This window comes from Halococcus salifodinae DSM 8989 (assembly GCF_000336935.1).
GTDB lineage: Archaea > Halobacteriota > Halobacteria > Halobacteriales > Halococcaceae > Halococcus > Halococcus salifodinae.
In genome coordinates this window covers 32,068-49,537 of sequence record NZ_AOME01000027.1, presented here as the reverse complement: position 1 = coordinate 49,537, position 17,470 = coordinate 32,068, and the positions used below count along the sequence as shown (strand labels likewise).

Sequence of the window (17,470 nt, the reverse complement as noted above, 5' to 3'; positions counted from 1 at the left end):
GGTTGGCTTTCGAAACCACAGCTAGTTGTCCCACGTTTTGGGAACCTTCCATCGCTCCTTATCAGTCGCCATCGGAGAGAACGTATGGACTGGTCCGAAATCCCCATCACCCGATCCGATTCCGCAGCCACTCCCGTAACAGGTGGTGACGGTAACCGATGAAGCGGGAACTGACGTCTCGATACGCGGAAGTGCTCGCCTCGCGGAGCAAACTGATAGTCGCTCTGTTGCTCGTCATCAGTGCCGTCGTTGGTGCTGGCGCGGTCGTCGGCACCACTGGAGAAGGGGAAATCGGCCAGGCCGGTATCGATTCCCCAGAGCAGGCGGCACTCGACCGCATCGAGGCGACGTACGAGACGGACGATGCAGTTGTTGCACAGGTCGTCGTCAGGGACGAGAGCGGTGACGTTCTCACCCGCGAGTCGCTACTCAAAAGCCTCCGTCTTCAGCAGGAGATCCGCGGAAATGAATCGATCAATACAACGCTTCGTGACGGGACAGGGATGGTCGGCATCGAAAATGTGGTGGCGAACGTCGCGTACGCTCACGAGCAGAGCGCACGCGCCAACGCGTCGGGTGCCGACACCAGCTCCCGTGTGACGGGCGGGAACAATACATCGGCGGCGCAAGGTCAGTCGTCAGCACCGACACTCGATCAACAGATCGCCGCACTCGAATCCAGTTCGGACGAGCAAGTCGAGACGTATCTCAGCCGGATCCTCGCCCCGGATGCGTCCGTTCCGGGCAGCGACCCAGCCGAGTTCCTCCCAACGGAGTACGAACCGGGGACGACGCAAGCCGACGCGAGGACCACCCTCGTCTTCCAGCAGAACCCGAACGGTCCGGCGACGACTACCCCAGCAGTGAACGACGCGCAGGTGGCCATCGACTCGCTGGTCGAGAACCGCTTCGCCGACGCGTTCGTGTTCGGACANAGTGAACGACGCGCAGGTGGCCATCGACTCGCTGGTCGAGAACCGCTTCGCCGACGCGTTCGTGTTCGGACAAGGTATCATCGACGAGGAGTCCTCGCAAGCCATTGGTGATAGTTTCACCATCATCACGCCGGTCGCAATCATCCTCCTCCTCGTCGTCCTCGCGATTGCCTACCGCGACCTCGTGGACGTTCTCGTGAGCGTCTTCGGTGTCGGCGTCGTGATGGTCTGGTACGCTGGCATACAGGGCTGGCTCGGGATTCCGTCGAATTCGACCCTGATCGCTGTGCCGTTCTTGCTCATCGGCCTGAGTATCGATTACTCGCTCCATGTCGTCATGCGCTACCGCGAGGCACAAGAGGGGACACTCGATACCGACGACGAGACAGTGGATCGGCGCGATCCCACAACTGCGATGCGTGTCGGGATTGCTGGTGTCGTCCTCGCGTTAGCTACCGCCGCGTTCTCGACGGCGGTCGGTTTTCTCTCGAACTACGCCAGTCCGCTGGAATCGATTCAGGATTTCGCCATCCTGAGTGGTGTCGGCATCGTCGCCATCTTCGTCGTCTTCGCGGCGCTCGTGCCGGCGATCAAACTCGAACTCGAACGGTTTTTCGCCCGCCGTGGCCGCGACCGGCACAACCCTGCCGTCGGCGTCGGTTCCGGAGGGTTGAGCCGTCTTCTCTCGGGGACTGCTGCGCTCGCACGGCGAGCGCCTATCGTCGTCATCGTGATCGCACTGGTGCTCGCCTCCGCAGGCGCGTACGGTGCGACCGACATTGACACGGAGTTCAACCAGGCCGACTTCCTNGCACTGGTGCTCGCCTCCGCAGGCGCGTACGGTGCGACCGACATTGACACGGAGTTCAACCAGGCCGACTTCCTGCCACAGGATGCCCCGGCGTGGATGGAGTCGCTGCCGGGACCGTTCGCCCCCGGCGACTACGACGTGAGTGAGAATCTCAACTATCTGAGCGACAACTTCCGACAACGTGGACAGGGAGCAGAAGGACAGGTACTGATACGCGGGAACGTGACCGCGCCGACGCTGCTCACCGCAGCCGACGACGTGACCCAGAACACGAACAGCAGTGGGACTATCGTCGTCGGTTCCGATGGAAGAGCCGCCATCGAGAGTCCGGCATCCGTCCTCCGTAGTGTCGCTGCCCAAAACGAGACGGTCGCCGACGCGATCGAAGTGCGTGACACGGATGGTGACGGACTCCCGGATCGAGATACTGCGGCGGTCTATGACCTGTTGTTCGAGGCTGCTCCCGACCAAGCGTCATCGGTACTCTATCGTGCCGACAACGGGTCNGATACTGCGGCGGTCTATGACCTGTTGTTCGAGGCTGCTCCCGACCAAGCGTCATCGGTACTCTATCGTGCCGACAACGGGTCGTACCAATCCGCCAGGCTGACGGTTGGCGTGCAGGGGAACGCCTCGGCCCAGTCGGTCGCGGGCGACGTTCGGGGCGTCGCCTCGGCCATCGAGGGGGACGCGCCGGTGCGGGCCATCGCAACGGGTGGACCGGTCATCACTGCGGCCGTCCAGAGCGGGCTGTTCGAGACGCTCGTTGAGGGATTCGCCATCACGTTGGGGGTCATTCTCGCACTCCTCGTCGGACTGTATTGGTGGCGAAACCGCACGCCGGGATTGGGTGTCGTGACGCTCGTTCCCGTTGTCATCGCGCTTGCATGGTTGCTTGGGACGATGGCAGTGCTCGACATCCCGTTCAACAGCGAAACCGTCGTCATCACGAGTCTGGCGATCGGTCTGGGCGTGGATTACAGCATCCACGTCAGCGAACGGTTTGTCGACGANATCACGAGTCTGGCGATCGGTCTGGGCGTGGATTACAGCATCCACGTCAGCGAACGGTTTGTCGACGAACGCGCTCGTCACGACTCGCTCACGGACACACTGTCGACAGCACTCACCGGAACCGGCGGTGCGTTGCTTGGCAGTGCGGTGACGACCGCGTCCGGTTTCGGGGTGCTCGCGCTGGCACTCTCGCCGCCGCTTCAGCGGTTCGGCATCGTGACCGGACTGAGCATCGTCTACGCGTTCGTCGCGTGCATGACGGTGCTCCCGTGTTTGCTCGTGATCCGGGAGCGCTTGCTTACGCGACTAGCATAANCATCGTCTACGCGTTCGTCGCGTGCATGACGGTGCTCCCGTGTTTGCTCGTGATCCGGGAGCGCTTGCTTACGCGACTAGCATAAGCTCCTTCTAGTTTCACATCTGGAATTCTCCTTCCCCGAAATGCTGCCTCGGTACCTGAACCCGGACGAATGGGGTTCTCACGCACGATAGATAGAGAAACCAACCTCTGCAATTTAAATTTCACGGCGGTCTCTGCATGACGAATCTACCTAGCCGACCTCAGTTGTATGAAAACCGAGATGCGCTCGAAACCGATGACTTGCGGGGATACGCCGAGCAGTTAGGACTTGATGTTGACTACTTCACGCAGGAACTAGAGCAAGGAACGTTCACCGATCGCGTTCAAGAGGACATCCTCAGTGGGGCGCGGAGCGGCGTCAATGGGACACCGACGTTTTTCATCAACGGCGAGCGATACGATCAGCAGTGGGATGCCGATATCCTGCGGACAGCCCTCGAAGACGCCATGTCGGAGTAGCTGTCGTGAAATCGATATTGATATGGTCGGCAAGGTGGCGAAACCCGTCCGACCATACAAAAGAATCGCCGATGTAGTCAGTCTATGACGCTCGAACAGGCGCTCGAACGCATCCTCACGAACCCAGCGTTTCTCCTCGCATGGGGGGTGTTGGTTCTCGGGTCACTATCCGTACTTGTGTGGGACCTTCGAACGAACAACCCCATGTTGGGAAGCTTGATGAAGTACGTCTGGGGATTCACAGTCCTATACTCCGGGCCGATCGGTATCGGAGTGTACTGGTACTCGGGCCGGTCACAGATCACCCACGACTCGCTGTGGCGGCGAGGCTTTCGCTCGGTGAGTCACTGTTATTCCGGATGCGGTGCCGGCGAGATAACTGGTGTCGTCATCGCCGTAGGCCTGCTGACCCTCGGAAACGTTCCCACCGCACTGTCAACGTTCGCGCTCGCGTACGTGGCCGGTTACGCGATGACCGTCGGTCCGTTGCTCCAGGAGGGTGTCGGATTCCGAGAGGCGATGGCTGACGCCTTTTACTCGGAGACGGCCAGCATCGCCGTGATGGAGGTCGTTGCAATCAGTACTGATCTCTGGTTGGCGGGCGAAGCCACAATGGGGGATACTCTCTTCTGGAGTGCGCTCGTGTTTTCGCTTTCGATGGGGTTGATCGCAGCCTACCCAGTCAACGTCCTCCTCATCAAATGGGGTGTGAAAGAAGGGATGGCAAATCCGGCAAGCATGGCGTCATAAGACACCGATTTTGGTACTGTTATCGAACCTTCAGCGCGTACGTCCCTGGCTGGGTGACGTCCATCGCCCCTGCAACATCGCTTTGGTTCGGGTGGGCAACGATGATACAGCCCGCCCAGTCGTCGGTGAGGCGCGACGAGCCACAGACGGGACAGGCTTGCACGCTCGCCTCGTAGAGGCTGTGACACTCCCGACAGGCAATGCGTCGATCCGTCATTAGGCTGCTGCCTCCGTCTCGGTGTATTCTCGCTGCTCGGCCTGCTGACGCTTCCCTTCGACTTCGAGTAGCTCTTGATATCGATTCCGGATCGTGACGGTGCTGACGCCGACCACCTCGCTGACTTCGTCCTGCGTCAGTCGGTTGTTCGTCAGGATACCAGCAGCGTACAGCGCAGCACCAGCGAGACCGACGGGACTCTTACCGGAGTGTGCTCCTTCCTCCATCACCGTTTGAATGAGTTCACGAGCACGGCCTTCGGTCTCGTCGCTCACACCGAGATCAGACGCAAACCGCGGCAGGTACTGATCGGGAGCCGGCGGGCCGATTTCGAGGCTGAGCTCTTGATTGATATAACGGTAGGCACGCTTGAACTCCATTTCATCGACGCGCGACACCGCGCTGACTTCCTCGACACTCCGGGGAAGCCCCATCTGGCGAATCGCGGCGTAAAGCGCGGCGGTCGAGACGCCCTCGATAGAGCGCCCCGGCAAGAGGTCCTCCGAAAGTGCGCGGCGGTAGATGACGCTCGCGGTCTCGCGGACGTCCTTCGGGACGCCGAGCGCGCTTCCCATGCGTTCGATTTCGGCGAGCGCCTGCTTGAGGTTGCGTTCCTTCGAGTTGCGGGTCCGAAAGCGTTCGTCCCACGTGCGGAGGCGACTCATCTGCTGACGCTTGCGCGAACTCAGGGCATTGCCGTAGGCGTCCTTGTCCTGCCAGCCGATCTGGCTCGACAGCCCCTTGTCGTGCATCAGCTTCGTCGTGGGTGCGCCAGTGCGTTTCTTCCTGTCACGCTCGGCGCTGTCGAAGGCGCGCCATTCGGGGCCGTGGTCGATCTCGTCCTCCTTGACAACGAGACCACACTCAGCGCAGGTGGTCTCGCCGTGTTCGGTATCGTTCACAAGTCGGCCACCGCACTCGGGACAGACGCGTTCGGTTTCGTCGGCTGTTTCTTCGCGCGTGTCTTCAGTGGTTTGTTCGTTCGATTCGTGCGTACGGATGCGGGTTGTGTTGCCTTCCAAGATGACGTATGAGTGAGCGGATGCTCAATGGGTCGGTTGCGACGGCGATACAACGAGTTGCTACATCAGTATGTAGGAACCGAAGGTATTTAAACTCTCGGCTAAGTTGCGACCGAAATCGGCCTACAGATGGGTCATACTCGTCGATTTCGGCCGTTTCGCTGGAGCGGCTCCCGCTCCAGACCTCAATCGAAAGGAACTCACGGACCCGACCCTCCCAAACCTGGTGTTGATTGACGCCGAAACCGGATTCTTTCAAACAATTATCTGAGATATTGTCGGCGTGGCTGAGACGTAATTACCTACTTAGTTAGCATAAATCACTTGGAGGTATTTAGATCCAACCAGATTGGCCTGTGATATTCGATGTATGCGAGCGCTGCCGCTCCGAATGGAGCGACCAGCGCGGCCGAATCGTGTTCAGCCAGCTTCGAGATCGCGGCTCCAGAGATAGCGCTGCTTCGTCTCCGTGAACAGGTCCGTTACCTCGTCCAAATCAAGGGCGGGAAAGAGCTCGCGCGCCAGCGCGAGCGATGTCTCTCTGGAAACCAACCCGTGTTTGACCGTCCGCACGGTCATCTGCGTCTTCAGGAAGGAGCGAGCGCCCTCGATCGAACGAAACCGACGCGGATGAAGCGTCGGTTTCGTGTGCCCGAAGTAGCGTTCACAGTTGTTGGTTGTGCTCGGGACCCACTCATCCCGGAGATGCACCAGGAACTTGTCGAAGTTCTCCATCACCTCCTCGACGTATGTCCGTATCGCTGACGGCAGATGCTCGACCTTGTCGAGCACTGCCTCGAACCGCCGCAGAGCCGCTGTATACGAGGGAGCAGCGAATACACTCTTGAATTCGCTCCAGACGATTGCAGCGTGAAGTTTCTCCGCGTCCGAACGGCGGATGCTCCGGAACACGGCGTTCCGGAGCTTCTTCTCACCATTTCGCAGGAAATGAAAGTGACACCGATGGTGGAACGCGCCGATGTCGTCTTCGACGATCTCGGCGTACTCGGCACGGCCGTCGGTGGTGATTACGTAGGCGGGCTTGTCGTCGAGGAGTTCCGTGAGAAAGTCACGAACGGCGTCCTTGGTAAGCCGGTCGGCGACGCATTCGCCGACCGGCGCATCCATCAGATCGTCGTAGAGAACGAATCGATAGGCACGCTCACCGTCAATGCGGAGATACTGCTCATCGTAGGTGTACACACCCGAATACTGCGGGAGATCGTTCTCGACGATCTCCCTCGTATTTTCCGTGATCCAGTTACACAGCTGCTGATCGGACGGACGGACACCAAAGTGAACGGTACAGATGTCCTGGAGGTTTTCGAGAGACGCGTCGGTGAACGCATTCACGACGCGTCCTAATCGCTTGACCTCGGACGGATACTTGTGGCCGTCTTCGACGTACAAGAGGCTCGGTGAGAAAGTTCCACTGCAGATCGGACACAGATAGCGCTGCACCCGCACGGGCGGAGTGATCAGCGAAACATTTGAACCCCTCCTAGGACACCGACGAACCTCATAAGAATCGTTAGACTGCGCTGGAATGAAGCGGTGGTGATCCTCCTCTTCACTCAAGTGTTCAAAACTTCCGCAGACCACTCCGCGCGGCATCCGGGAAAGCCCGTATAGGTGCATCTCTGCTTCACGCACTGGCGTCCCGAGTCACCGGAGCGAGCAACTCGACAGCGACGATCGCGGTGTAACCGCGGCGACGAGGGAGCTGCGGGCCGCCGAGCGGGCGGCCCACAGTGGCCGGTCGAGGCCGTCGTGAAGCGACTGCTATCGCCCGACAGCGATCGCCCCACAGAGTCGTGCCGCCCCGCCGGTCGGCCGGGACCGCGGGACTGCACCGGGGGCGTAATTATTTTGTCGTCAGCGGTGGATTGGTCAGCCAGCAGCGTTTCCATAGGTGAATACAGCGCGCATATTCAGCGCCACCCCACTTAATGGGGATTTGCAGGTTGTTCACACTACAACGGTCACCTAGTTGTGTCGGATTCCTCCTCGGGTCCACCACCGTTTTCCGGTAACTGGATGCCCGGCCTCGGCGTTTCGAACGGGCGACCGCCTTTCAAACTAAATAGCATCTCCCGGGTCGACAGAACCCGAATCTCCGGATACCGGCGTTTCTCGGCTTGCGCGTAGCTCGCGAGCGCGACCAATACGACGCCACCAGTCGTGTTGCCAAGCAAGATCGGAAGCCAGAACTCATAAATCAGGGTGAGTACCCCCGGACTCGGCGTCTTGAGGAACACGACGAAGAGTGCTTCAGCGCCCGAACTCACGACGTGGTACAGGTTAAGAACGGGAATCGTGAAGAAGACGAGATAAGTGATTACGACACGCGAGATTGTGTCTCGCGTAGCCGTATGGAGCCACACCACGCCAGCAACAAGCCACCCCGCGAACAGGGCCTTGAAGAACAGGTCCCACCAGCCCAGTTCGAGGCCGTGCTGGAGGAATTCGGCTCCGACCTCCATCTCTGCCGGCGTAAGTACGTGCGTGTTTGCGAGGATGAACGCGCCGAACGCGGCACCGATGACATTCGCCAGCAGGACGACGCTCCACATGCGTAACAGCAAGGGGAGACTGGCCAACCGGGTTAGCACTAGCTTGACCGGTGGGAGAGTGGTCTCGGTGTACAGTTCGTACCGTCCGAGAATAATATACATGAACCCGATCGGATACAGCACCGCGGCGAGGAATCTATTGTTCGGGAACGTCGCGGTCCCGACCGTGTAGCCGATGAACGTCAAGACGATCGCGAAGCCGGCTGTGAAGCCGCTGAATAACAGTTCCGAGAGCGTGTTGTCGATCTCCTCGTCGGCGGACGCGAGCATCCGTTGATGGATTTCGTCCCACGAGAAGCGATCACCGAGTGCCCAGCCCGCTGCCGGGACGCCGGACGCAGCCCGGTCCCGGACGACTGGTGGCGAGTCCTCGGGTTCGTCGCTCATGAACGCACTCCAGACAGCAACTGCCGCGGTTCGACTGTATTCGGAGTCGGGTCCGCTCGTCGGACGTGAATAGTCCGGGATTCCGGACCGAGATGAAATGGTGGTACCATAATGTCTCTCCCCGAATATGGGTGACAATACGTGGCAGTATGAAGTTTATGTGCGGCGGGCGGGGGACGGCTTCCGGCGCTCGGACGTATAGCGTTCCGTTATCACGTGCATGCGGGTTAGGGCTAACTGAGTGGTGACTAATTCCTCTGAAATATCATTATCTCGACTATATCCTCTGGATGACACCAGCGACAGCCGTCGGCAGCTAGCGACGGCTGTCGCCAAAACCGTGGTTTTCTTCGCTTGTTGGACCTGAAACGACGTATCTCTCCATTCTGCTTCCATTTGCTCACAGCAGGCTGAGCTTGCGCCGTCTACACACCTCGGTTCAGTACCCCTCACAGAGGTCTCGCTCCCCGTGGCTTTATCAACTCAGAACGCCACAGGTAAATCGACACCATGACCGATGCGAACGTGGCGCTGCTCATTCGAATGGAGGCACAGTCCGGAAAAGAGTCGGATGTCGAGGAGTTCCTTCGCTCGGCGCTCCCGCTGGCCGAGGACGAACCCGACACCACCACGTGGTTCGCGCTCCGGATGGGCGAATCGACGTTCGGCATCTTCGATACGTTCCCGGACGAATCCGGCCGGGAAGCCCACCTCTCGGGCGAGATCGCCGGTGCGCTGGAGGAAAACGCGGACGAACTCCTCGCGGAACCGCCCCAGATAGAGGAAGTCGAGGTTCTGGAAGCGAAGCTTCCCTGATTCGAGGGACCGGAACTCGAACCTCCCGCTGTCGAGTTCCCCGGTCGATTCGGACGATCCTTTCCCCGCGCGAAGTTTTTAATCCCGGCGGGACCGTAACGACCGACGGGATGGCACAGCAGACCGCCCGCATCGTGAAAGGCGAGGACGTGATGGGCGGCGAACCGCGCATCGAGGGCCGTCGCATCAGCGTCCGACAGGTCGCAGGCTGGGTCGAGAAGGGCGACCTGTCGGCGAAGACCGTCGCCGACCGCTATGACCTCGACATCGCGGACGTGTATCGCGCGCTGACGTACTACCACGAGAACCCCGCGAGATGGCCAAGGTGCGTCGCCGCCGCCGAGAGCAGATACGTGCCGCACGGGAACGCGGGATGAAAACGCTGGCCGAACTCGAACGAGAAGCGCACAAGGAGTGAATGGTGTATCCTGTCCCGTTTCGACTATTTAAAGCCGGCGTGCGCCCGTCACACCCGGACTGATGGCAAGCACGGTCGAATCCCAGACGAGGCGGTCACCGAAGCCAACGGTCCCTGACGAGTCTCACTGATCACGGACCACTGTGAGTGAATTCTACTCGCTGCTCGAATTACTGTGATTTTCCACTTCTCAAAGACGATTGGCTCACCCGCAGATCAACACTCGACTTAGATGGGCCACGGACCCCATATCTATAAGATTCTGCATTGAGTAGCGACAGCGTATGACAAACGAACAGGTGATAGAGCTGCTCCGAAGCGCCTACAACGACGAGATCGAGACAGTGATGAATTACCTGACGAACGCGACCATCCTCGACGGGGTCAGCGCAGAAGAGGTCAAAGAGAGCCTCCGAGCCGACGCGAAGCAGGAAGAACTCATTCACGCTGAGCGAATCGGGAACCGACTGAAGGAACTCGATGCCCAGCCCCCGGCTTCATTCGAATTTGAGCCGGAACAAGAGGCACTCCAACCACCGGAAGACACGGCTGACGTGCTCTCGGTCATCGACGGGGTGATCGAGTACGAAGAAGACGCAATCGATACGTATCGGTCGCTCATGGAAGCTGCCAGAGAGGCGGACGACCCGGTCACCGAAGACCTCGCCATTGATATCCTCAGCGACGAGGAATCCCATCGGAGCGAGTTTCGCAGTTTCCGGAAAGGCTACGATTAAGTGACGATTACATGACCATCCTGTCTCGTGGGTGACATCAATATCGTTCAGGGGATAAAATGCTTCGTGAATCGCCATGATGACTACTGTTGGAGGATAGTTAGGAACGACTCCAGATTGAGTAAGAGCATCAGTAGTTGAGATAGACTGTTTTCGTGATCGTGAAAAATCGAGTCCCGAGTCCCCCTGTTCGCGGTAGGTCTCGCTTGAGGAGGCGTCTTCACAGTCCGGTAGTAGGTCACGCCCGCACCTGTTCATCGTTCGGGGATTACTCCTCTTAGTCACACAGTTCCCCCCAACCTGTGGCGGACGGACGGAAGCGGTAGGGACGAGTCTCGTTTGCGTTGGACAAGACGATTCTGGAACCTCGGTCATGCAGATTGATCACGCGCGCTTCGAGGCGGTCTTGGTGGTCTTCGACCGCGTCCTCTCGCGCTTGGGTGTCGGTCTCGTGACGGTCCGAGAGTTCCTGTAATCGGTCTTCCTGTCCGAACAATACGAGCGTATCGCCAGGCTCTTTTTCCACATCGGGTCCCGGCGCGCCGATATACGTGCCGTCGGCGCGCTCGACGGCCAGCGGGAGCACGCCTTCGGCGGGGAGGTCCAACTCGGCTATCGACCCCGCGGTGAGCCAGTCCTCCGCATCGACGTCGATCTCGGCGATGCGATAACCGTTCCGTAGCCCGAGTACCTGCGTATAATCACGCAGACGCAGGTCTGTCGTGCGGGCGAGCGTCCGCTCGATGAGGGGTGTGGTGACTCGCTCGACCCATCGACTGCGCGCGAACAGGTAGACCACGACAGCGCCACCGACGATGAGTGCAATCGTCCCGATGTTGTTGTTCCCGCTACCGGTAAACGAGAGCGTGAGCGAGGCGATACCGCTGATGATGCCGACGCTTCCGAGGCGGATGAGCCGTTGAGCGATCTTCCGGCGTCCGAGTGATTCCGTGATGACTTCCGCCTCGTCGGTCGTGAATCCCGCGCCCGAGTACGCCGACGCGGCTTGAAACGAGGCGACGTCCGACGACATCCCGGTCATCCTGAACGCGATCGACCCGATCCGGACGATCAGCGCCGAGAGCGCGAACACGATGAGGAGCGATAGGATGGGGTAGAGTGCGACCATCGTGTGACAGTGGTGGTCTATCGATATGACGGTATCCGTCTCGTCCATCGCCACATTCGGCGTCGATGGGCGCGTTCGCTCCCGTGTCGCGCATGGTATTGACCACCGGCTACACCAGACGCGCCATCAGGGCGTCAACACCACCTTGATGCAGTCGTCGTCCTTGTCGCGGAAGGTCTCGTAGAGGTCGGGACCGTTCTCCAGTGGCTCCTCGTGAGTGACGACGAACGACGGGTCGATGTCGCCGGCCTCGATGCGTTCCAACAGCGGGTCGAGGTAGCGTTGGACGTGGGTTTGGCCCGTCTTCACCGTCAGACCTTTGTTCATCAGCGGGCCGACCGGAACGTCGTCCATCGTGTCGATATAGACGCCCGGCATCGAGAGCGTGCCGCCCTTGCGACAGCACTTGATCGCCTCCTGAAGCACATAGGGCCGGTCGGCACCCTCGGAGACGCCGTTGAGACCGTGTGCCTCCGACCCGACCGCGTCAATACACCCGTCCGGCCCGCGATCCCCTGTCATCTCCATCAGGCGGTCGTAGACGTCTTCGGCCTCGTAATCGATGGTTTCGGCCTCGCCGTGGTCTTCGGCCATCTCCAGCCGTTCCGGTACGCGGTCGATGGCCACTACCCTGTCAGCGCCGAGCATCCGCGCACTCTGGATGGCGAACTGCCCGACCGGTCCACAGCCCCAGACCGCGACCGTGTCGCCCTCCTCGATGTCAGCGTTTTCGGCACCCATGTAGCCCGTTGGGAAAATATCGGAGAGAAAGAGCACCTGCTCGTCTGGCAAGTCCGAATCGACTTTGATCGGACCGACATCAGCATAGGGCACCCGCAACTGTTCGGCCTGCCCGCCGGCGTACCCGCCCAGCATGTGCGAATACCCGAACAGACCGGCCGGCGAATGGCCCATTGCCTCGCGAGCCACGTCCGCGTTCGGGTTCGAATTGTCGCACAGCGAGTAGAGGTCATGCTCACAGAACCAACACGAACCACAACTAATCGTAAACGGCACGACCACGCGGTCGCCCTCTTCGAGGGTTTCGACCTCGTCGCCGACCTCGATCACCTCGCCCATCGGCTCGTGACCCAGAACGTCGCCCTCTTGCATCGACGGCATGTAGCCGTCGTAGAGGTGGAGGTCGGAGCCACAGATGGCGGTCGCCGTGATATCGATCACCGCATCGGTCGGGTTCTCGATCTCGGGTTCGGGAACGTCATCGACGCGAACGTCCTCTTCGCCGTGCCAGGTCAGCGCTTTCATTGGCTTCCCCCGTTTCTCTCGTTCCTCGGAGTCTCCACTCCCTGCCGTCTTCGTTTCGTGCGTGTGTCCCCCATTGCATGGCCCTCGTTATCAAAGAACATGTAGGTCTCACCTAAAGATAGGGCCTGAACTTGCAGGGGATGCTTCCTTCATACACACCATCGAACTTCAGATCGTGTTCTCAATTGGGAAAAGGAAAGCAGTCCGGTCGAACAACGGGAGACATCGTTCACCAACCACGAAATCCCTGAATTACGGACGGACGACGATTTTGCCGACGTAGCCGCCCTCGGTGACGGCGCGGTGGGCCTCGCCGGCCTCCTCGAAATCGTAGGTCTCGGCGATTTCAGGGTTCAGGTCGCCGCGTTCCACGAGGCGCGCGATGCGGCGGAGGACGGGCTGGCGATCAGGCGTGTTGGCGATGGCCATCCCTTTGATGGTCGGTTGCTTCGATTGGAGCGGCGCGTCCTCGACCGCCGGAATGCCGCCCGTGATGGTGACGATGCGTCCGTTCTGGGCAGCCACAGTCAAATCGAGACCGAGGTAGTCATCGAGGCGGTGGTCCAAAATCACGTCAACGCCCTCGTTGTCGGTTTCTTCAAGGATGTCATCCTCGAGCATCTCGCTGTCGTAATCAAAGGCCGCAACCGCGCCGAGGTCACGAACTCGCTCGCGGAGTTCCTCGGAGCCAGCGGTTGCGAGCACGTCGCCACCCATCGCCGTCCCTAATTGGACAGCGGCGTGCCCGACGCCGCCGTTCCCGCCGTGGACGAGACAGTATTCGGTGGGTTCGAGACCGGCGTATTCCACGAACGCCATCCACGCGGTCACACCCACGTTCGGAATCGCGCCGCCGACCTCGAACGAGACGCTCTCGGGGAGGTGGGCCACCTTCACCGCCGGAATCGTGGCGTACTCGGCGAACGTCCCACCTTCATCGTGTCCCATTCCGCCGGCGAAGACCCGGTCGCCGGTTGCGAACTCCTCGACCCCTTCGCCCACCGCCGCGACGATCCCCGCCGCGTCGCCGCCGGGAATCGCCGGGAGCGACACGTCGCCGTAGCTTCCCGACCGAAACCTCGCATCGACCGCGTTGACGCTCGCGGCCCGAACCTCCACGAGAACCTCGCTTTCCTCGGGGGTCGGACGGTCGATTTCGTCCACTTGCAGTACATCCGGCCCGCCGTGCTCGTGATACCGAACGGCTCGCATACGTGGTGGGTTCGGTGGCAGCGGGTAAAAACGGTCGAGGTACCCGATCCACGATCCTCTCCGTCAGCGATTCTGCTGGGATTTTCGTTTCAGGAATCACGACTTGTTATCAGATGCGCTCTTCGTCTTCCTCGTCGCCGACGAATCGCCATTCGTCGTCCTGTTGTTCTACGTCCGGCAGCGCAACCAAGCCCGGATGGACGACCTGTTGCCACCAGCCGTCGTCCGGGGTTTCGTAGCCAGCGGGGTGGTCGGGAAACACCTCCGTCGTGATGTCCTCCTTCTGGGCGGTGGCACCCTCTCGAAGGTAGCGATACGCCGCCCGGAGTGCCTCGCGCCGGTCTTCCTGTTGGTCGGGCGTGCCCGGCAAGTCGATTGCTGCGATCAGGTCCGTGGGCGATTCCTCGCTGTCCCCGACCGATTCGTCCTCTCCCATCCCCACACCAGTGGACCGGGCATCCGTCCGGCGCGACGACGTTTCGAGGTCGGTGTCGCTTGCGGCCTGCGCCTCGACACTCGTTTCGGTTGCTTCGTCAGAGGGCGAGAGGTCGTCTTCGACGCCGGGCGCGATGGACCACACCGTCCCGCCCGGCACGTCCTCGCTGTCGAGGAGGCTGCGCTCGTAGAGGTCGTCGAGGCGGTCGTTCAGGTCGTCGCGCTCCATCGGCAGGTCCTCGGCCACCTCACGGGCGTGTAGGTCGGATTCGTCGCGCCGAACGAACACCGTCAGGATCGCCTCGTCGCTCACCTCCGGTTCGCGGTCGGGTGCTCCCATATTCGCCGTGGGGTCGGGATAGTATTGAACCTCCGGTCTGCGTCGGCGGGTCGATAGCTTCGTACTCGCACCGATGCGTGATAGCGCACAGAAACCCGATCATCACCAAATGCGGACGGTGTACTCACCGGGACTGCCTTTGACCTTTAGAATCAGCCAGCAAGCTGCAACCTGCGATTACTGCCACACTGAGCAGCAGTGTTAACTTAGGCAAGCGTTCCAGACCCAGCCGAACGTGCCGAAGAATTCGTCGGTCGGCGCACTTCGCGCCGATTCAGACGTCTTCGGTCTCGCGGTCCTCGTGTGGGCCTTCTTCGATTTCCTCGACCACTTTGTCACAGAAGGCATCGAGGTCGTCGGGGTTGCGGCTGGTCACCAGCCCCTCGTCCACGACGACTTCCTCATCGACCCACTCGCCGCCCGCGTTGCGGATGTCGGTTTCGAGGCTGTGAAAGGAGGTCAGCGTCCGGCCATCCACCACGTCGGCCTCGACCAACGTCCACGGACCGTGACAGATGACACACAACGGTTTCTCGGTCTCGAAAAAGTCGTGGACGAACCCCACCGCGTCGTCGTCGGCCCGGAGCTGGTCCGCGCCCACACAACCGCCCGGAACCACGAGACCGTCGTAGTCCTCGACGGAGACCTCGGAAAACGTCCTCTCGACCTCGTATGAGCCACCGGGATTAATGTCGCCGTTGACGGTTTCGACGTCGCCGGTCTCGGCTCCGACCACATCGACGCTCGCCCCGGCGTCCTCGACGGCTTCTTTTGGGTCGGTGAATTCGACCTCTTCTGTGCCCATCGGTGCGAGAAAGATCGCGACGCTCTTGCCTTCGAGTGAGTCTGCCATTATTTGTCCTCATCCCTACCGACGCATACGTTCTCAATAAAACGAACGCCTGATTTTGCAACGCCGGAATTCGTTCTTTGAGGAGCGCCGAATCGGTGGTTCGCTACGCCGCTTGACTGACCGGGTTTTCGTGTATCGAATCGTCGTTTTCCCTTCATCAAGGTGTCAGCACAACCTTGATGCAGTCGTCGTCCTTGTCGCGGAAGGTCTCGTACATCTCGGGTCCCTTCTGCAGTGGCTCCTCGTGGGTGACGACGAATGACGGGTCGATATCGCCAGCCTCGATACGCTCCAACAGCGGGTCGAGGTAGCGCTGAACGTGTGTTTGACCCGTATTCACCGTCAGGGCTTTGTTCATCAGCGGACCTGCCGGGAAGTCGTCCATGGAATCGACATAGACGCCGGGAATCGGCGGCACTTCGGTGACTACTAAGGATTCGACACCTCCCTGAGGTCCTTCTGGTGTGCTCCGAAGCTCTCACCCCAAGGGTTATTACTCAATACACGAATCATGTATTGTATGTCGACAGCCAAAGGCGATCCCGAACGCGCCGTCGACGGGTTCATCGCGGTCGCAGATCTTCTCGACGAGCCGCGCCTCGCCCGTCTCTATACCCACGTTCTTCGGAGCGACGACGTGACTATCGATGAGATCGTCGCGGACCTCGGCATTCCGCGAACGACGGCCTACTCCGACGCCGCGTCGCTCGTTGAACTGGGCGTGCTCACCCGCGATGAGACACAGAAAACCCATACCTACACCGCGCTGTCTGTCGTGCTCACGACGATTCTTGACGAGGATGAGTACACTATCACCCCGACACTCATCGACGCGATCGGCCGGGCCCCCCGAGACCCGGATCTCAGCCTCCTCGTCGAAAAGCATGGCATCGGCAAGCTCGCCGCCGCACTCACCTACGCGATTCCATATACAGAGGGCACAATGTCCGAACGGGTTGCTGCTCGCGAACTCGGTCTCCAGCCGGCGTTCGGGATCGCTGTCCTGCACGCTCTCCGAGAGGTCGTCCTCGACATGCAAGAGCACGATCCATACTTCGATCGGATCCGGAACGCGCGAGACAACCCACCCCGCGAGGACGGGTAAACGAGAACTCATCCTCGGATGACGGAACTCGACACGGCCAACGCCGGGAATCCGGCGTGGATCGCCGATACCGGCCTGTTCATCGCGTGTGGACGCCAGCAGAACGATAAGTACACCGCACTGGCCCGCTTCGCACAACGGCACGACAGGACGTTCGTTATCCCCCACCGCGTCTACGATGAGCTGGGTGGGGCTCCCGAGCGAAGTACACCCGACGAAACACCGATCAACACTGCCATCGATGCTGGCTGGGTCCGGGTCGCTGATCCCCTCGACTACGCGAATCCCACAGTCGCGACGGTCATGGACGACGTTCGCGGCTACATCGCGCGGGCCTCGAACCGTAACGAGGATACCATCGAAAAAGCCGATACAGCGCTCGCCGGTGTTGCCGTCCAGCTTCTCGACGCCGATGAGGCGGCGTATATCTACCTCGTCACGACCGACACCCACGCCGGAGAGGGAAGCGTTGCTGCTGTCGAAGATGCCGGATTCGACGGCCAGATCGAGGTCGTTGACGGCTTTGAACTCATCGAGGAGATCACGTCGTAGAAGCCGATTCTGGAGCAGCAGCGACCCGTAGCGACAGGGCTACTGAGCGTACTCCGAGAACGACGCGCCGAGGTGATT

The 17,470-nt window shown here is 60.4% G+C and carries 16 protein-coding genes and 2 pseudogenes; 8 read left to right on the top strand and 10 right to left on the bottom strand.

The genetic code is table 11. The features are described 5' to 3' along the window. The first annotated feature begins 158 nt into the window (after positions 1–158). The 3 genes and pseudogenes from C450_RS05545 (at position 159) to C450_RS05535 (ending at position 4,330) form a co-directional block, all read left to right on the top strand. Positions 159–3,075, top strand: a pseudogene (locus C450_RS05545) (efflux RND transporter permease subunit). A gap of 223 nt (positions 3,076–3,298) precedes the next feature. Next, a complete protein-coding gene (locus C450_RS05540; RefSeq protein ID WP_080510270.1) occupies positions 3,299–3,580 on the top strand; it encodes a DsbA family protein in 282 nt (93 codons plus the stop codon). Positions 3,581–3,664: 84 nt separating this feature from the next. Further along, positions 3,665–4,330, top strand: coding sequence for a DUF4396 domain-containing protein (locus tag C450_RS05535; protein ID WP_005041133.1), 666 nt, complete (start codon positions 3,665–3,667; stop codon positions 4,328–4,330). 19 nt (positions 4,331–4,349) lie between these two features. Here the strand turns inward: C450_RS05535 and spt4 are convergent, their stop codons facing one another. The 4 genes from spt4 to C450_RS05515 all read right to left on the bottom strand — a co-directional run bounded on the left by spt4 (position 4,350) and on the right by C450_RS05515 (position 8,529). Beyond that, positions 4,350–4,547 (bottom strand): transcription elongation factor subunit Spt4, encoded by a 198-nt coding sequence (spt4, locus tag C450_RS05530; RefSeq protein ID WP_005041131.1) that lies wholly within the window; start codon positions 4,545–4,547, stop codon positions 4,350–4,352. Then, complete coding sequence (locus C450_RS05525; RefSeq protein WP_005041129.1) at positions 4,547–5,569, bottom strand: transcription initiation factor IIB; 1,023 nt, start codon at positions 5,567–5,569, stop codon at positions 4,547–4,549. The genes spt4 and C450_RS05525 overlap by 1 nt, the downstream gene beginning before the upstream one ends. A 420-nt stretch (positions 5,570–5,989) precedes the next feature. Then, positions 5,990–6,979, bottom strand: a complete 990-nt coding sequence (locus C450_RS05520; RefSeq protein WP_005041127.1) for a transposase — start codon at positions 6,977–6,979, stop codon at positions 5,990–5,992. Between the two features lie 572 nt (positions 6,980–7,551). Continuing rightward, the gene (locus C450_RS05515) at positions 7,552–8,529 is read right to left on the bottom strand and encodes a formate/nitrite transporter family protein (protein WP_049909874.1); all 978 of its coding nucleotides are present in this window, start codon (positions 8,527–8,529) and stop codon (positions 7,552–7,554) included. 510 nt (positions 8,530–9,039) lie between these two features. On the opposite strand from C450_RS05515, the gene C450_RS05510 reads away from it, so the two are divergent. The 3 genes from C450_RS05510 (at position 9,040) to C450_RS05500 (ending at position 10,500) form a co-directional block, all read left to right on the top strand. Beyond that, complete coding sequence (locus tag C450_RS05510; protein WP_005041122.1) at positions 9,040–9,345, top strand: putative quinol monooxygenase; 306 nt, start codon at positions 9,040–9,042, stop codon at positions 9,343–9,345. A 110-nt stretch (positions 9,346–9,455) separates the two neighbouring features. Next, positions 9,456–9,722 carry a DUF433 domain-containing protein gene (locus C450_RS05505; protein WP_005041119.1) on the top strand — a complete coding sequence of 89 codons (267 nt, stop codon included), beginning with the start codon at positions 9,456–9,458 and terminating at the stop codon, positions 9,720–9,722. 325 nt (positions 9,723–10,047) lie between these two features. Beyond that, a complete protein-coding gene (locus tag C450_RS05500; RefSeq protein ID WP_005041116.1) occupies positions 10,048–10,500 on the top strand; it encodes a ferritin-like domain-containing protein in 453 nt (150 codons plus the stop codon). A gap of 277 nt (positions 10,501–10,777) precedes the next feature. Here C450_RS05500 and C450_RS05495 read toward each other — a convergent pair whose 3' ends face one another. From C450_RS05495 to C450_RS05470, 6 genes and pseudogenes are all read right to left on the bottom strand, one after another. After that, entirely contained in the window at positions 10,778–11,629 is an 852-nt protein-coding gene (locus C450_RS05495; RefSeq protein ID WP_152424418.1) for a TrkA C-terminal domain-containing protein, read from the bottom strand. A gap of 126 nt (positions 11,630–11,755) precedes the next feature. Further along, positions 11,756–12,895, bottom strand: coding sequence for a zinc-dependent alcohol dehydrogenase (locus C450_RS05490; protein ID WP_005041112.1), 1,140 nt, complete (start codon positions 12,893–12,895; stop codon positions 11,756–11,758). Positions 12,896–13,147: 252 nt separating this feature from the next. Continuing rightward, a complete protein-coding gene (locus tag C450_RS05485; RefSeq protein WP_005041110.1) occupies positions 13,148–14,107 on the bottom strand; it encodes an NADPH:quinone reductase in 960 nt (319 codons plus the stop codon). Between the two features lie 109 nt (positions 14,108–14,216). After that, on the bottom strand, positions 14,217–14,882 hold the full coding sequence (locus C450_RS05480; protein ID WP_005041108.1) for a hypothetical protein: 666 nt from the start codon (positions 14,880–14,882) through the stop codon (positions 14,217–14,219). 274 nt (positions 14,883–15,156) lie between these two features. Further along, complete coding sequence (locus tag C450_RS05475) at positions 15,157–15,735, bottom strand: type 1 glutamine amidotransferase domain-containing protein (RefSeq protein ID WP_005041105.1); 579 nt, start codon at positions 15,733–15,735, stop codon at positions 15,157–15,159. 157 nt (positions 15,736–15,892) lie between these two features. After that, a pseudogene (locus C450_RS05470) lies at positions 15,893–16,144 on the bottom strand (glutathione-dependent formaldehyde dehydrogenase); the annotation flags it as partial. Between the two features lie 111 nt (positions 16,145–16,255). Here C450_RS05470 and C450_RS05465 point away from each other — a divergent pair. Together C450_RS05465 and C450_RS05460 are read left to right on the top strand one after the other, a co-directional pair. Then, positions 16,256–16,840, top strand: coding sequence for a DUF7437 domain-containing protein (locus tag C450_RS05465; RefSeq protein WP_005041100.1), 585 nt, complete (start codon positions 16,256–16,258; stop codon positions 16,838–16,840). Between the two features lie 18 nt (positions 16,841–16,858). Next, positions 16,859–17,392, top strand: coding sequence for a hypothetical protein (locus C450_RS05460; protein WP_005041099.1), 534 nt, complete (start codon positions 16,859–16,861; stop codon positions 17,390–17,392). Positions 17,393–17,470 lie beyond the last annotated feature (78 nt).

Bases quoted from the DNA above. Each gene is read 5' to 3' on its own strand.
- C450_RS05475 (WP_005041105.1), bottom strand. From the start codon at position 15,735: ATGGCAGACTCACTCGAAGGCAAGAGCGTCGCGATCTTTCTCGCACCG.
- C450_RS05505 (WP_005041119.1), top strand. From the start codon at position 9,456: ATGGCACAGCAGACCGCCCGCATCGTGAAAGGCGAGGACGTGATGGGC.
- C450_RS05515 (WP_049909874.1), bottom strand. From the start codon at position 8,529: ATGAGCGACGAACCCGAGGACTCGCCACCAGTCGTCCGGGACCGGGCT.
- C450_RS05540 (WP_080510270.1), top strand. From the start codon at position 3,299: ATGACGAATCTACCTAGCCGACCTCAGTTGTATGAAAACCGAGATGCG.
- C450_RS05500 (WP_005041116.1), top strand. From the start codon at position 10,048: ATGACAAACGAACAGGTGATAGAGCTGCTCCGAAGCGCCTACAACGAC.
- C450_RS05490 (WP_005041112.1), bottom strand. From the start codon at position 12,895: ATGAAAGCGCTGACCTGGCACGGCGAAGAGGACGTTCGCGTCGATGAC.
- spt4 (WP_005041131.1), bottom strand. From the start codon at position 4,547: ATGACGGATCGACGCATTGCCTGTCGGGAGTGTCACAGCCTCTACGAG.
- C450_RS05460 (WP_005041099.1), top strand. From the start codon at position 16,859: ATGACGGAACTCGACACGGCCAACGCCGGGAATCCGGCGTGGATCGCC.
- C450_RS05535 (WP_005041133.1), top strand. From the start codon at position 3,665: ATGACGCTCGAACAGGCGCTCGAACGCATCCTCACGAACCCAGCGTTT.
- C450_RS05485 (WP_005041110.1), bottom strand. From the start codon at position 14,107: ATGCGAGCCGTTCGGTATCACGAGCACGGCGGGCCGGATGTACTGCAA.
- C450_RS05480 (WP_005041108.1), bottom strand. From the start codon at position 14,882: ATGGGAGCACCCGACCGCGAACCGGAGGTGAGCGACGAGGCGATCCTG.
- C450_RS05510 (WP_005041122.1), top strand. From the start codon at position 9,040: ATGACCGATGCGAACGTGGCGCTGCTCATTCGAATGGAGGCACAGTCC.
- C450_RS05495 (WP_152424418.1), bottom strand. From the start codon at position 11,629: ATGGTCGCACTCTACCCCATCCTATCGCTCCTCATCGTGTTCGCGCTC.
- C450_RS05465 (WP_005041100.1), top strand. From the start codon at position 16,256: ATGTCGACAGCCAAAGGCGATCCCGAACGCGCCGTCGACGGGTTCATC.